Genomic DNA, 13,936 nt, shown 5'->3' on the forward strand with positions numbered 1-13,936 from the left:
CTCAGCCGATCAGTTTTTTGAGCAGCTCGGCCTTCGTGCTGTCGTAGTCGCCCTGCGAGATCAGCCCCTTGTCGAGCAGGCCCTTGAGCTTGGCCAGGCGGTCTTCGATCGACTCGCTCCCAGCCGGCACGCTGGCGGGCTGCGGCGGTGCAAACGCCCCCGTCATACCTTGGGCCATGGCCTGGCCAATCGCGATGCCGGCCCCTGCACCGGCGCCAATGCCGGCGATACCGCCTTCGTTCTGGGCCGCCAGCGGGATGCTGCTGGCCACCTGGAACTGGGTGAAGCCGCCCATCTTGTCCGCGCCCAGGCTGGCCTTCATGCCGGCCGAGATGCGCTCGTCGAGCGCAGCCTGCAGTTCTTCCGGCAGGCTGACACTGGCGACATTGAATTCGTCCAGCCCGATGCCGTAGCGCGCGAACGCGGCGGTAAGGTCGCCGCGGATCTGCTGCGCCATCAGGGTCTGGTTGGCGGCCATGTCGAGGAAGGCGATCTTCGAGGCGCCCAGCGAATTGGCCATGGTCGCCAGCATTAGGCCGCGCAGCTGGTCTTCGACCTCGTCGCGCGTGTAGGACCCGCGGGTGCCGCTGATCTCGGTGAAGAACAGGCGCGGATCGGCGATGCGGTACGAGTACATGCCGAAGGCGCGCACGCGGATCATGTCGAAATCCTTGTCGCGGATCGTCACTGGCTGCGGCGTGCCCCATTTGCGGCCGGTCTGCACGCGCGTGCTGAAGAAGTACACGTCCGACTTGAAGGGCGAGGCAAACAGCTTGTCCCAGTTCTTCAGGTTGGTCAGCACCGGCAGGGTGGAGGTAGTGAGGCGGTGGGTGCCCGGGCCGAACACGTCGGCGATGCGGCCTTCGTCCACGAACACGGCAACCTGCGACTCGCGCACCACCAGGGTGGCGCCGTTCTGGATTTCGAAGTCTTCCATCGGGTAGCGCCAGGCCAGGGTGCCTTCGCTTTCCTCGTTCCACTGCAAGACGTCGAGAAACTGCTTCTTGATGAATGAGCCGATAGACATGATGGGTCCTCTTTTATGCGCAATGGGTGACTACTGGTGTCAAGAGATGCTGCCCGCGTTGACCAGGCCGATCGACAGCGAAATGGCGCCGAGCAGGATGCCGAAGCCGACGTTGTTGGCCTCGACCTGGTCCTTCGACATGCGCAGCAGGCGGGTGGCGATCACGAACACCAGCACCTGGATCAGCATGGCCAGGCCGGCCCAGCCACAGAATTCATAATAGTCGTCGGTGTGCATCAGCGCCGAGGCGATCGTCACCGAAAAACCCAGCAGGGTGCCGCCCAGCGAGACCGCCGCAGCGCAGTTGCCCTGGCGGATCAGCAGGATTTCATCGTAAGGCGTGACCCGCGTGTAGACCACGAAAAACGCGAGCACCAGCGCAATTGCCGTCGCAAGATGCAGCACATAGTTTAGGATGGCGGGCACGACATTCTCCAGAGAAAAATAGACAGGATGGCAGCACAGCGCGATCTTAGAACAAAAGCCGTTTCATGACCAAAAGAATTCTTATACTCTCGGTATTCGTCGTTGCCTCCTGTGGCCTCGCCTACGAACTTATCGCCGGGGCCCTGTCCAGCTACCTGCTGGGCGACTCGGTCCTGCAGTTCTCGACCATCATCGGCTGCTACTTGTTCGCCATGGGCGTCGGCGCGCACTTCTCCAAGTATGTGCGCGACGAGGACGTGCTGTCGCGCTTCATCGATATCGAACTTGCGGTCGGCCTGATCGGCGGTGTCTCGGCCGCGGTCTTGTTCATGACCTTCACCTGGATGCCGGCCCCCTTCCGCACGGTGCTGTACGTGACGGTATTCCTGATCGGCTGCATGGTCGGCATGGAGGTGCCGCTGGTGATGCGCGCGCTGAACGAGCGCCGCACCGAGTTCGCCGAGATCGTCAGCCGCGTGCTGACCTTCGATTACCTCGGCGCGCTGGCGGTGTCGCTGCTGTTTCCGCTGGTGCTGGCGCCGCACCTGGGCCTGGTGCGTACCGGCTTCCTGTTCGGGATGCTCAATGTCGGCGTGGCGATGTGGACCCTGTACGTGTTCCGCGCCGAGCTGGAACACCTGCGCGGCAAGGCGATCCGCGCCAGCGCCGTGCTGCTCGCGCTGGTGCTGGGCTTGAGTTTCTCGGACCGGATGGTGGAGTGGGGCGAGCACGGGCTGTTCGGCGACGAAGTCGTGTATTCCACCACCACGCCTTACCAGCGCCTGGTGATCACGCGCTGGAAGGACGACCTGCGGCTCTACATCAACGGCAACCTGCAGTTCTCGTCGCGCGACGAATACCGCTACCACGAAGCGCTGGTGCACCCGGCGATGCAGTCGCTCCCGTGGGCGAAGAACGTGCTGGTGCTGGGCGGCGGCGACGGCCTGGCGCTGCGCGAAGTGCTGCGCTACCCGCAGGTACAAGAGGTCACGCTAGTCGACCTCGACCCGGCCATGACGAAGGCCTTTGCCACCCGTCCCGAACTGGTCAAGCTCAATGCCGGCGCGCTCAAGGACAAGCGTGTAAAAGTGGTGAACATGGACGCCGCGATCTGGCTGCAGAAAGAAGCCGGCATGTACGACGTCGTGATCGTCGACTTCCCGGACCCGTCCAGCTTCGCCCTCGGCAAGCTGTACTCGGTGCCCTTCTACGGCGTGCTGCGCAAGCATGTCGCGGCCAATGGACTCATCGCGGTGCAATCGACCTCGCCGTTCTTCGCGCCCAACGCCTACTGGACCATCGAAGCAACCCTGCGCGAAGTCGGCCTGCAGACCTGGCCCTACCACCTGTACGTGCCCTCGTTCGGCGAATGGGGCTTCATCATGGCTTCGCCCCAGGGCCGCTTCGTGCCGCCGTCGAGCTACCGCCTGCCGATGCGCTACCTCACCAAGGAGACCACCCGCGCCATGTTCGACTTCCCGCCCGACATGCCGCGCCGCCAGATGGCGCCGAACCGCCTGGATACCCAGTCACTGGTGCGCGAATTCGAAGAGGACTGGCAGCAGGTGATCCGCTGATGGACCGCCGTTCGTTTTTGGTGACGGCGGCCGGCGCCGGCGCTGCGGGCCTGGCGAGCGCCGCCGGCTTCATGCACTGGCAGGAAGTCACGTCCATGGTGCACACGCCGGGGCGGGCGGAAGGGCACTTCCTGCGCGACCGCAGCGCATTGCCGGCGCCTTCCGAAGTCATCGAAACCGATATCGTGATCCTCGGCTCCGGCATCGCTGGACTGAGCGCAGCCTGGAAGCTGGGGCGGCTCGGCCACGACGACTACCTTCTGCTGGATGGTCCCGAAGCCTTCGGAAATGCGGCCGGCAGCCATTACGGCGATCTCGCCTGTCCGACCGGCGGCCATTACCTGCCGTTGCCCGGCCCGGAATCGACCCACGTGCGTGAGATGCTGGCGGACCTCGGCATCATCCTGCGCGACGCCGATGGCGACAAGCCCTACTACGACGAACGCTTCATCCTGCACGGGCCCGAAGAGCGCCTGCTAATCAAAGGCGAGTGGCAGGAGGGCCTGGTTCCCACCAGTGCCGCCGACGCGGCCGAGCACAAGCTGTTCTTCGACGAGATGGCCCGTCTGCGCCGCCAGCGCGGCAGCGACGGCCTGCGCGCCTTCGTGTTCCCGCTGGTGCGCTCGTCCGCCGATCCTGCATATGCCGCGCTGGACCGGATCAGCTTTGCGCAGTGGCTGGGCGACAAAGGCTATCGCTCGTCGACCCTGCGCTGGTATCTCGATTACTGCTGCCGCGACGACTATGGCGCAGGCATCGACAGCGTGTCCGCCTGGGCTGGCCTGCATTATTTTGCAGGCCGCTGGGGCCAGGCCGCGAATGCCGGCGAGAATGCGCTGCTGACCTGGCCGGGCGGGCTGGCGCCGCTGGCCGAAGCGCTGGCGGCGCGCGCGGGTGCGCGCCGGCGCGCGGGGACGGCGGCTTCGGTACGCGAAGTCGATGGCAAGGTCGAAGCACTGTGCTTCACGCTGGTTGAAGGCAAACCGCGCAGCTTCCTCGTGCGGGCGCGCCGCGCGATTCTGGCCATGCCGCTGTTCGTGGCCAGCCGCGTGGTGGAAAACATCGAAGGCTACGGCTTCGATCCGCGCACGCACTTGCCGGCTTACGCGCCATGGATGGTGTCGAATTTCCTGATGCGCGATTTCCCGCGCGAGCTACCCGAGGCGCCTCTAGCCTGGGACAACGTGGTGTATGGGGGCAGGGGGCTGGGTTATGTCGTCTCGACCCACCAGGACATCCGCTCGCGGCCGCCGGAGAAGACGGTGTTCACGGCTTATACGGCTTTGTCGAGCCGCACCCCTGCCCAAGCGCGGCGCTGGCTGCAGGCGGCCAGTGCGGCCGAGCTGCTGGAGCTGGCGGGCAGCGACCTCAAGGAAGCGTATGGCTGGGCGTTTGCGCCTTGCGTCGAACGGGTGGACATTACGCTGCGCGCGCATGCGATGGCGGTGCCGCAGCCGGGCTTTCGTTCGAATGCCGGACTGAAGGCACTGCGCGAGGCGGATGGTCCGATCCTGTTCGCCCATGCCGACCTGTCCGGCCTGTCGGTGTTCGAAGAGGCCGCGTGGTGGGGCTGCCGGGCTGCCGAACGGGCAAAGGCTCCAGCGGGTGACGGCATCAAGGCAGCAGGATCGACAAATCCTGCGCGCCCTTGAGCAGTACGGGCAGGAATTCTTCCGTCATCTTCCGGTTTGACACGCGCGCCGCGTGCGCGCCAATGTTCAAGGCCGCCAGCACATTGCCGGAGGCGCCGCGCACCGGTACCGCGATCGAGCGCAGGCCGATTTCCAGCTCTTCTTCGACCATCGCGTAGCCGGCCTGGCGCACACCCTCCAGGATTTCCTTCAGCCGCTCCGGGTTGACCACCGTGCGCTCGGTCATCGCCTTGAGCGGCACGCGTGCCAGGTAGCCGTCGAGCTCCTGCGGCGGCAGATGCGCCAGCAGCATGCGGCCCAGTGCCGTGCAATAGGCCGGCAAGCGGCTGCCCGTGGTCAGCGAGACCGACATGATGCGGGAGGCTGCCGACCGTCCCACGTACAGCACCTCATCGTCCTGCAGCACCGCCAGCGAACACGATTCGTTCAGGCTGCGGCTGATCTGGTTCAGGTAGGGGTGGGCCGACACCGTCAGCGGTGTCGATGACAGGTAGGAGTAGCCAAGCGAGAGCACCTTCGGCTTGAGCGAAAAATTATTCCCGTGCGCCTCTGCGTAACCGAGCTGGATCAGGGTGTGCAGGCAACGCCGCACCGAAGCGCGCGGGATGCCGGTCCGGTGGCTGATCTGGGCAATCGTCAGGCTGCGGCGCTGGTCGCTGAAGGCCTGCAATACCGACAGGCCGCGCGCCAGCGACAGCATGAAGTTGGGATCGCTGGCCGGGACTTCACCCTCCTGCGCGCCGCTATCCATCTCCGGCTGGCTGGAATCGCTCATTTTTTTCTCCATGCAACATTAGCAAAAACCGTTCGGCAACCGAACACATTCCTTCGCGACAGGCTTGCGTCATCGGCCGGACGACTCCTACACTTCAAGCATCTGTTCTGTAATCAAACATTAGTTCGATTATCGAACACTGTCAACCAGCGTCATTACCATACGGCTGTCAGGCGTGCGGGGAAGGAGTCAGCATGATCAACAAGATTTCAGGGTCGCTGGAGGCGGCCGTATCGGGCATTCATGACGGCGCGACGGTCCTGATCGGCGGTTTCGGCACGGCCGGCATGCCTTCCGCGCTGATCGACGCGCTGATTGCCCAGGGCGCGCGCGAACTCACCATCGTCAACAACAACGCGGGCAACGGCGACACCGGGCTCGCGGCGCTGCTCAAGGCGCGCCGCGTGCGAAAGATCATCTGCTCGTTCCCGCGCCAGGCCGACTCCCACGTCTTCGACGCCCTGTACCGGGCAGGCGAGATCGAACTCGAGCTGACGCCGCAGGGCAACCTGGCCGAGCGCATCCGCGCGGCCGGCGCCGGGATCGGCGGTTTCTTTACCCCGACCGGCTACGGCACCGATCTTGCCGCAGGCAAGGAAACCCGCCTGATCGACGGACGCAACTATGTGTTCGAGTCCCCAATCCACGCTGACTTCGCGCTGATCAAGGCGCTGCGCGGCGATCGCTGGGGCAACCTCGTGTACCGCAAGACGGCGCGTAATTTCGGCCCGATCATGGCGATGGCCGCACGCTGCACCATCGCCCAGGTAAGCGAGGTGGTGGAACTGGGCGAACTCGATCCGGAAGCCATCGTCACCCCCGGTATTTTCGTGCAGCATGTTGTTTTGCAAGGAGCGCAGCCATGCAACGCCTGACCCGTGACCAGATCGCCGCGCGCGTCGCCCGCGACATTCCCGAAGGGGCGTACGTCAACCTCGGGATCGGCCTGCCGACCATGGTCACCGCGCACCTGCCGCGCGAGCGTGACATTTTCCTGCACAGCGAGAACGGCCTGCTCGGCATGGGACCGCCGCCACGCCCTGGCGAGGAGGACGAAGACCTGATCAACGCCGGCAAGCAGCCGGTCACCCTGCTGGCCGGCGGCAGCTATTTCCACCACGCCGACTCGTTCGCCATGATGCGCGGCGGCCACCTCGACATCTGCGTGCTCGGCGCTTTCCAGGTATCCGCACAGGGCGACCTGGCCAACTGGCATACCGGCGCGCCCGACGCGATTCCAGCGGTCGGCGGCGCGATGGACCTGGCGATCGGCGCCAAGCGCGTCTTCGTCATGATGGAGCACCAGACACGCGAAGGCGCCAGCAAGATCGTCGCTCGCTGCAGCTATCCGCTGACCGGCGTGGCCTGCGTCAGCCGCATCTATACCGACCTGGCCGTGCTCGACGTGACCCCAGCGGGGCTGGCCGTGCGCGAGATCGTCGATGGCCTGCCCTTCGCCGAACTCGAGCGGATCACCGGCATCCCGCTCATCCACCAGCCGCTCGCCGCCTGAGGCGATGCATCGAATGGAGAACACCATGCAAGACGCTTTTATCTGCGATGCGGTCCGTACCCCGATCGGCCGCTACGGCGGCGCACTGAAGGACGTGCGCGCCGACGACCTGGGCGCCATCCCCTTGCGCGCACTGATGCTGCGCAATCCCGCGGTCGACTGGCGCGAGGTCGATGACGTCATCCTCGGCTGCGCCAACCAGGCCGGCGAGGATAACCGCAACGTGGCCCGCATGGCGGCGCTGCTGGCCGGTCTGCCGCAAGAAGCCGGGGCGACCACGATCAACCGCCTGTGCGGCTCGGGGCTCGACGCCTTGGGAAGCGCCGCGCGCGCGATCAAGGCTGGCGAGGCGAGCCTGGTCATCGCCGGCGGCGTCGAATCCATGACCCGCGCGCCTTTCGTCATGGGCAAGGCCGACAGCGCTTTCACGCGCGAGCTGCAGATGCAGGACACGACCATGGGCTGGCGATTCATCAATCCGAAGCTGAAGGAACAATACGGGGTCGAGACGATGCCCGAGACTGCCGAGAACGTGGCGGCGGATTTCGGTATCAGCCGCCTCGACCAGGACCGCTTCGCGCTGGCCAGCCAGGCCAAGGCCGCTGCGGCCCAGGACGCGGGCCTGTTCGACAGCGAGATCGTGGCGGTGACGATCGTGCCGAAGAAGGGCGAGCCGGTCGTGGTCGCGCGCGATGAACATCCGCGCGCGACCACCCTCGAGGCCCTCGCGAAGCTCAAACCGGTGGTGCGCGCCGACGGCACGGTCACGGCGGGCAATGCCTCCGGCATCAACGACGGCGCCTGCGCGCTGGTGGTCGCCAGCAGCGCGGCCGCCGCGCGCCACGGCCTGAGGCCACGCGCACGCATCGTCGGCATGGCCTCGAGCGGCGTGGCGCCGCGGGTCATGGGCATCGGCCCGGTGCCGGCGGTGCGCAAGCTGCTTCGCCAGGCCGGCTTGAAGCTCGAGCAGATGGACCTCATCGAGCTGAACGAAGCCTTCGCCGCGCAGGGACTGGCCGTGCTGCGCGAGCTCGGCCTGCCGGACGACGATCCCCGCGTCAATCCGCAGGGCGGCGCCATCGCCCTCGGTCACCCGCTGGGCATGAGCGGTGCGCGCCTGGCGACGACCGCGCTGTATCAGCTCGAGCGCAGCGGCGGCCGCTATGCACTGTGCACAATGTGCGTCGGGGTGGGGCAGGGCATCGCCCTCATCATCGAACGGGTCTGAACGGACGCATCGGGCGCCGCAGGCGTTTCACCATTCCGAGCGGCGCCAAGACCGCAGGCGTGCCCCCCAAAAATTTGGAGACAAACATGAGCCAACAAGAAGTCGCCCTGGTGACCGGCGGTAGCGCCGGCATCGGCCGGGCCATCTGCGAAGCGCTGCTGGCGCAGGGCAGCACCGTCGTCAACCTCGACTACAACAAGCCGGACTGGGACCATGACAAGCTGGTGTCCTTCCAGGCCGACCTCACGCAGCAAACGCACACCGAGGCGATCGCCCGGGAGATTACCTCGCGCTACGCCGTCACGGCGCTGGTCAACAACGCCGGCGCCACCCGCCCCGGCACGATCGATACGGCGACCATGGCCGACCTCGATTACGTGGTCGACCTGCACCTCAAGGCCAGCATCATCCTGGTCCAGGCAGCATTGCCGGCGCTGCGCGCTTGTGGCCACGGCCGTATCGTCAACATGTCCTCGCGTGCGGGGCTGGGCAAGGCCGAACGCATCGTGTATTCGGCCACCAAGGCGGGGCTGATCGGCCTGACGCGCACGCTGGCGCTGGAACTCGGCGGCGACGGCATCACAGTCAATGCGGTGGCGCCGGGGCCGATTGCGACGGAACTCTTCCGGAACAGTAATCCGGAAGGGGCGCCCCAGACCCGTCGCATCATCGACAGCATCGTGGTCAAGCGTCTCGGCACCCCGGACGACGTGGCGCGCGCGGCCATGTTCTTCCTGTCGCCCGACAATGGCTTCGTCACCGGCCAGGTGCTGTATGTCTGCGGCGGCACCACGCTCGGCGTCGCACCGGTCTGACCCAATTACGCGACAGGGCCGGGCGTACGCCCGGCATCTGCGCACCCTAACGGACGGGACTGTCCGTTGATATTGCACGCAGGCCTTGACCCGCCTGCTGGCTCAACTTTCTTGGAGGCTTTCATGCCACGTTTCTTTGTCGATGCCCTGAAGTTCCGTACCCGTGTGTTTATCGTGGGGACTGCCGCCGGCGTCCTGTCGCTGCTGCCGCTGGCGGCGCAGGCCCAGGCTGCCTTCCCGGCCAAGACCATTACGATCATCGTGCCTTTCTCGGCTGGTGGCACCACCGACATCCTGGCGCGTGTGGTCGGACAATATATGAGCCGTGATCTTGGCCAGCCGGTCGTGGTGGACAACCGCGCCGGCGCCGGCGGCAACATCGGCGCCCAGGCCGTGGCGCGTGCCACGCCCGACGGCCATACCATCCTGATGGGCACGGTCGGTACGCATGCCATCAACCAAAGCCTCTACAAGAAACTGGCGTTCGACCCGATCAAGGACTTCGCGCCACTGTCGCGCGTGGCGCTGGTGCCGAATCTGGTGGTGGCCAATCCCGCGCAGCCCTTCAAGAACGTGAAGGAATTGATCGCCTATGCCAAGGCCAACCCGGGCAAGGTGACCTTCGGGTCGTCGGGCAGCGGCAGCTCCATCCACCTGTCCGGTGAGCTGTTCCAGCACATGGCCGGCGTAGAAATGAAGCACGTGGCGTATCGCGGCAGCGCGCCCGCGGTGACCGACCTGCTGGGCGGCCATATCGCGCTCATGTTCGACAACATGCCCTCGGCGATCGGCCATGTGAAGAGCGGCAAGCTGCGGGCCCTGGCGGTGACCACCCCGAAACGCTCGCCGGCGCTGCCGGAGGTGCCCACCATTGCCGAGGCCGGCGTGCCCGGCTACGAAGCCACTTCCTGGTTTGGTTTGCTGGCCCCGGCCAAAACCCCAGCACCGGTGGTGGCCAGGCTGAACGCGTCCATCCTCAAGGCGCTGGCCGACCCGGAAGTGAAGAAGAAGATGCTCGAGCAAGGCGCCGAACCGCATGGCGAGAAGCCGGAGCAGTTCGCGCAGTTCATCCAGGCGGAGACCGCGAAGTGGGGCAAGATCGTCAAGCAGTCGGGCGCGACTGCCGAATGATTGCGGCCGGGCATCAGCCCCTGGGGGCCATATGCGCCGGCTCTCGAACGCAAGGCCAGCTGGTCTCAGACGCCCGGCTGTATGCGCAGTCCGCCCGTGAGCCGCACCGCACGCCGGCTTGCTTTCCAGCGGCGGCTGCACATGCTCAAGGTGCGTCTGCCTTGTCCGTGGAAGCACGCAGGCGGTCCCTGGTATTGCCCATCAGTTCATAGGTGGCGTACCACGAGCGGCGCATTCCTTCAGCACTCGGCAGCCAGGCCCAGGGTCCCAGCGCTTGCCGGCTCAGGAACATGGTCGGCGCAGCGGTGACCTGCAGTCCGGCGCGCTCGAATACGGCGCGGGCGCGCGGCATATGCATCGCATCGGTCACCAGCAGGATGCGCGTGATGCCATCCTTGCGCAGCAGCGCGGCGCTGTAGGCCGCGTTCTCGCCAGTATTACGCGAGCGCGACTCGATCCATCGCACCGGCACGCCGAAATCTTCGCGCAGCGCAGTGGCCATTGCATCGGCCAGGGTGTAGGCGCGGCTGCGGGCGTCGGGCTCCACACGCTTGCCGGCGTGGCCGCCACTGACCAGGACCGGCAAGCCGGTGCGCCGCTGCAGGTGCGCCGCATACCGCAGGCGCGCCAGGGCGACGTAATCTGGAATGTCGCGATCGCCATATTCGGGGGCATCGCGCAGGCGTCCGGCCGAGAGCACGACAATGGCCTGTGCTCCGGCGCGTTCGGGCAGGCGCAGCGGCTCGCTCAGTCGTTCCAGCGGCGCGACGAGCAGGCCCGCGCCCACGGTACTGGACAGGAAGGCCAGCGCCACCAGGCCAGTGGCTGCGACCAGGCGTCCGGCGCGCGGCCAGGGGCGCCACATCGCCAGGCCGATGACGATGAGCAGGAACAGGCTGGTGGGCGGCAGCAGCAGGCCGCGCGCGAAGGTGTTGATCAACTCAGGCATGGGCGTGGAAATCTTCAATCGCATGCTGGGATGCGTGGACAGGGCGGGGGCCTGCCGGCTTGGGCTTGGACATGTTTTTCCTGGGGTAGCCCGACATGATACTGGAGCTGCCTGCCGTCAATCGCGTGCGGTACGCCAGGCCTGCTTTTTCGCAGGCGTCTCGTGCTTCGGGCAACTGGTAAAAGTTTGCTTGCCGTGCTTTTCGATCATGTCGATGCTGGTGACGGGTGACCTTTCGGTGATGCAGTAGGCGCCGTGGCCAGTGATGACACGGGTGCGGCGTGCGCCGTCGCCGGTGTTGTTGACCAGTTCCTCGACCTTGGGCGCTTCCCACAGCCGCGGTGGCGCCAGCGCGTGCGCCTGCTCCATGCCCTGGCGCATGCGGATCTGCGGACTGTCCAGCGGCGCCACGATGGTCGGCTTGCTTTCCTTGCGCAGCGCGCGGTCGATGCTGCCGACGCTGCGGCGGGCGTTTTCCATGATGGATTCGGCGCGTGGCCGGACAGGCGCCTCGGCTGCAGGCGCTGGCTCGGCTTCCTGGGTGCCTGGTGTTGTTGCAGCCACGGGTGCCGGCGCGGTGATCGCAGCCGGACCGGGACGGACCGTGCGCGCCGGAGCGGAAAGGGACCGTGGCCGGGCAGGCTGCGCCGGAACCGGGGGCGTTGCCTCGATGCGCGGCGCTGGTGCCGGCAAACGAAGCCACTGGATGGCCGGGCGTGGTTCGTCCAGTTCCGGCGGCGGCGTGCGTGCGATCTGCCAGCCCATGATCAGGGCGGCGTGGACCAGGACCGTGACGCCGGCGCCGGCCAGGCGGCGGTCGGCCGCATAGGGCATGGCCGTGAGAGCGAAAGGACGGTAGGGGAGGCTGGCCATAAGCGGACAGTATAGCCATGGCGGCCGGCAGCCATCTCTCCAATTCTCTCGACCTTTCCTGCGCAGGTCAGGCGGGACGCTCCGGCTCCAGCAGCTTCGCCGCGAACAGGTCGCGTTCGTGGTCGACGATGCCGTCCACCAGGCGCTCGTCCAGTCCCATCGCTTCCAGCACGAAGGCGGACAATTGCAGGCTCGCTTCCAGCGTTTCCGGCACCACGACGCTGGCGCCGGCCAGGCGCAGGGCGCGGGCATGCTTCTCGTCGCGCGAGCGGACGAACAGGGGCACGTGCGGGAACTCGCGCCGGATGCCGCGTACCGCCTGCAGCGCCGATCCTGGATGGTCCATGGTCAGCACGATGGCCGGCGCCTCGCCGGCGTGCACGCGGCGCAGCAGTTCGGGGCGCGAGGCGTTGCCGAAGTAGACCGGCTTGCCCTGCGCATGCAGGCTTGATACCAGCTTGGCATCGCATTCGAAGGCCACGAAGGGAATGTTCTGCTCGCCCAGCAGCTTGGCCAACTGCTGGCCCACGCGGCCGAAGCCGGCGATGACGATGCGACCGCGCGCCGACGCCAGCTGGTGCTCGTCCTGGCTGGCCGCCAGTGCGTGCCGGGAGCTGTCGCTGCGGTCGCCGATCGCGCGGCCCAGGCGCGCCAGCATCGGCGTGATGAACAGGGTCAGGCCGACCACCAGCATCACGCGCCCGCCCAGGACCGGATCGAGCACCTGCGAGGTGACGGCATAGCCGACGGCGACGAAGGCGAATTCGCCGCCCTGGCCCAGCAGCAGCCCACCTTCGACGGCCCGGCCCCAGGGCAGGCCGCCGGCGCGCAGCAGCACTGCTACCACCGCTGCCTTGACCAGCACCAGGCCAGCCACGCATGCAGCCAGCAGCAGCGGTGCGTCGAGTACCTGGCGGGTGTCGATGCTCATCCCGACCGACATGAAGAACAGGCCCATGAGCAGGCCCTTGAAGGGCTCGACCATCAGTTCGACTTCGTGCTTGAACTCGGTCTCGGCCAGCAACAGGCCGGCGATCATCGCGCCCAGCGCCATCGACAGTCCCGCCGCGGCGGAGAGGCCCGCGATGCCAAAGGTGCTGAGCAGGATCAGCGCCATGAAGACGTCCGGCTGGCGGTGCTCGGCAAAGGAACGGAACAGTTTGTGGACGACGCGTCCGCCCACCAGGTAGATCAGGGCGATGGCGGCAGCGGCTTTCGCCAGCGTCATGAGCGCCAGCATGGCGACGCCGTCGCCGTCGCCGGCACCGCCGCCGTGGCCCAGCGCGCCGATCAGCAGCAGGATCGGCACCACCGCCAGGTCTTGCAGCATCAGGATGGCGAAGGTGGCCTGGCCGAGCGGCGTGCCGGTGGCCTGCTGCTGGGCGAGCAGCTGCATGACGACGGCGGTGGACGACAGCGACAGCAGCAGGCCGATGATGACGGCGGCCTGGGTGTCGAGCTGCCTGGACAGGAGCAGGGCGGCGCCGATCAGGACCGCGCTGGCCACGACCTGCGCGGTGCCGGCGCCGAACACCCAGCGCCGCATCGCCCACAGGCGCGCAGCGGAGAGTTCGAGGCCGATCATGAACATCAGGAACAGCACCCCGATCTCGGCCAGCATCGAGATGCCTTCGCCGCGCGGGAAGGTGAGGAAGGCGAGCCACGGTATGTCGCTGGCGAGCAGGCCGAGGCCGAAAGGGCCGACCAGGGTGCCGACCGCCAGGAAGCCGACCACCTGGTTGATGCGCAGGCGCTGCAAGGTGGGGATCAGGATGCCCGAGAGGACCAGGAAGAGGAGGATCTCGCGCAGGAAGGGGAAGGCGTGTTGTTCTTGCACGTTGGGTGGGCCGCGGAGTTGGGGGTGGGCGATTGTAGCGTGCTGTTGGGGAGCGAGGCTGTCAGGGTGGCGGCTGCGGTACGAACTTGGGTCCCCGCCTGCGCGGCGACGACGGTTTATCAGATAACGAAAG

13 protein-coding genes are annotated in these 13,936 nt (G+C 66.7%); 7 read left to right on the forward strand and 6 right to left on the reverse strand.

Translation table 11 applies throughout. The annotated features are described in order from the left end of the window. Position 1 precedes the first annotated feature (1 nt). Together HGB41_RS15725 and HGB41_RS15730 are read right to left on the reverse strand one after the other, a co-directional pair. On the reverse strand, positions 2 to 1,027 hold the full coding sequence (locus HGB41_RS15725; protein WP_171086083.1) for an SPFH domain-containing protein: 1,026 nt from the start codon (positions 1,025 to 1,027) through the stop codon (positions 2 to 4). Positions 1,028 to 1,066: 39 nt separating this feature from the next. After that, positions 1,067 to 1,453: a DUF350 domain-containing protein gene (locus HGB41_RS15730; protein WP_171086085.1), complete on the reverse strand. Its 387-nt coding sequence runs from the start codon at positions 1,451 to 1,453 to the stop codon at positions 1,067 to 1,069. A gap of 65 nt (positions 1,454 to 1,518) precedes the next feature. Here HGB41_RS15730 and HGB41_RS15735 point away from each other — a divergent pair, with 65 nt between their 5' ends. Both HGB41_RS15735 and HGB41_RS15740 read left to right on the forward strand, forming a co-directional pair. Then, positions 1,519 to 3,030 carry a polyamine aminopropyltransferase gene (locus HGB41_RS15735; RefSeq protein WP_171086087.1) on the forward strand — a complete coding sequence of 504 codons (1,512 nt, stop codon included), beginning with the start codon at positions 1,519 to 1,521 and terminating at the stop codon, positions 3,028 to 3,030. Further along, the gene (locus HGB41_RS15740; protein ID WP_171086088.1) at positions 3,030 to 4,682 is read left to right on the forward strand and encodes an FAD-dependent oxidoreductase; all 1,653 of its coding nucleotides are present in this window, start codon (positions 3,030 to 3,032) and stop codon (positions 4,680 to 4,682) included. Before HGB41_RS15735 ends, HGB41_RS15740 begins: the two co-directional genes overlap by 1 nt. Here the strand turns inward: HGB41_RS15740 and HGB41_RS15745 are convergent. Next, positions 4,645 to 5,457, reverse strand: a complete 813-nt coding sequence (locus tag HGB41_RS15745) for an IclR family transcriptional regulator domain-containing protein (RefSeq protein WP_229423059.1) — start codon at positions 5,455 to 5,457, stop codon at positions 4,645 to 4,647. The two genes, HGB41_RS15740 and HGB41_RS15745, sit on opposite strands and share 38 nt — an antisense overlap. Positions 5,458 to 5,651: 194 nt before the next feature. Between HGB41_RS15745 and HGB41_RS15750 the strand changes: the two genes are divergently transcribed. From HGB41_RS15750 to HGB41_RS15770, 5 genes are all read left to right on the forward strand, one after another. Continuing rightward, positions 5,652 to 6,332 carry a 3-oxoacid CoA-transferase subunit A gene (locus HGB41_RS15750; RefSeq protein ID WP_171086092.1) on the forward strand — a complete coding sequence of 227 codons (681 nt, stop codon included), beginning with the start codon at positions 5,652 to 5,654 and terminating at the stop codon, positions 6,330 to 6,332. Next, positions 6,320 to 6,970 (forward strand): 3-oxoacid CoA-transferase subunit B, encoded by a 651-nt coding sequence (locus tag HGB41_RS15755; protein ID WP_171086093.1) that lies wholly within the window; start codon positions 6,320 to 6,322, stop codon positions 6,968 to 6,970. The genes HGB41_RS15750 and HGB41_RS15755 overlap by 13 nt, the downstream gene beginning before the upstream one ends. A gap of 25 nt (positions 6,971 to 6,995) precedes the next feature. Continuing rightward, positions 6,996 to 8,198 (forward strand): 3-oxoadipyl-CoA thiolase, encoded by a 1,203-nt coding sequence (pcaF, locus tag HGB41_RS15760; protein WP_171086095.1) that lies wholly within the window; start codon positions 6,996 to 6,998, stop codon positions 8,196 to 8,198. Between the two features lie 86 nt (positions 8,199 to 8,284). Beyond that, positions 8,285 to 9,013, forward strand: coding sequence for an SDR family NAD(P)-dependent oxidoreductase (locus tag HGB41_RS15765; RefSeq protein WP_171086097.1), 729 nt, complete (start codon positions 8,285 to 8,287; stop codon positions 9,011 to 9,013). A gap of 123 nt (positions 9,014 to 9,136) precedes the next feature. Next, positions 9,137 to 10,144 (forward strand): Bug family tripartite tricarboxylate transporter substrate binding protein, encoded by a 1,008-nt coding sequence (locus tag HGB41_RS15770; protein WP_171086099.1) that lies wholly within the window; start codon positions 9,137 to 9,139, stop codon positions 10,142 to 10,144. 145 nt (positions 10,145 to 10,289) lie between these two features. Here the strand turns inward: HGB41_RS15770 and HGB41_RS15775 are convergent, their stop codons facing one another. The 3 genes from HGB41_RS15775 to HGB41_RS15785 all read right to left on the reverse strand — a co-directional run bounded on the left by HGB41_RS15775 (position 10,290) and on the right by HGB41_RS15785 (position 13,803). Beyond that, positions 10,290 to 11,093, reverse strand: coding sequence for a YdcF family protein (locus HGB41_RS15775; RefSeq protein ID WP_171086101.1), 804 nt, complete (start codon positions 11,091 to 11,093; stop codon positions 10,290 to 10,292). A gap of 117 nt (positions 11,094 to 11,210) precedes the next feature. Next, complete coding sequence (locus HGB41_RS15780; protein WP_171086103.1) at positions 11,211 to 11,966, reverse strand: hypothetical protein; 756 nt, start codon at positions 11,964 to 11,966, stop codon at positions 11,211 to 11,213. A gap of 67 nt (positions 11,967 to 12,033) precedes the next feature. Continuing rightward, positions 12,034 to 13,803 (reverse strand): cation:proton antiporter domain-containing protein, encoded by a 1,770-nt coding sequence (locus HGB41_RS15785; RefSeq protein ID WP_171086105.1) that lies wholly within the window; start codon positions 13,801 to 13,803, stop codon positions 12,034 to 12,036. Positions 13,804 to 13,936 lie beyond the last annotated feature (133 nt).

Origin of the sequence: Telluria aromaticivorans (genome assembly GCF_013003915.1) — a bacterium.
In the GTDB taxonomy this organism is placed as follows: domain Bacteria; phylum Pseudomonadota; class Gammaproteobacteria; order Burkholderiales; family Burkholderiaceae_D; genus Telluria; species Telluria aromaticivorans.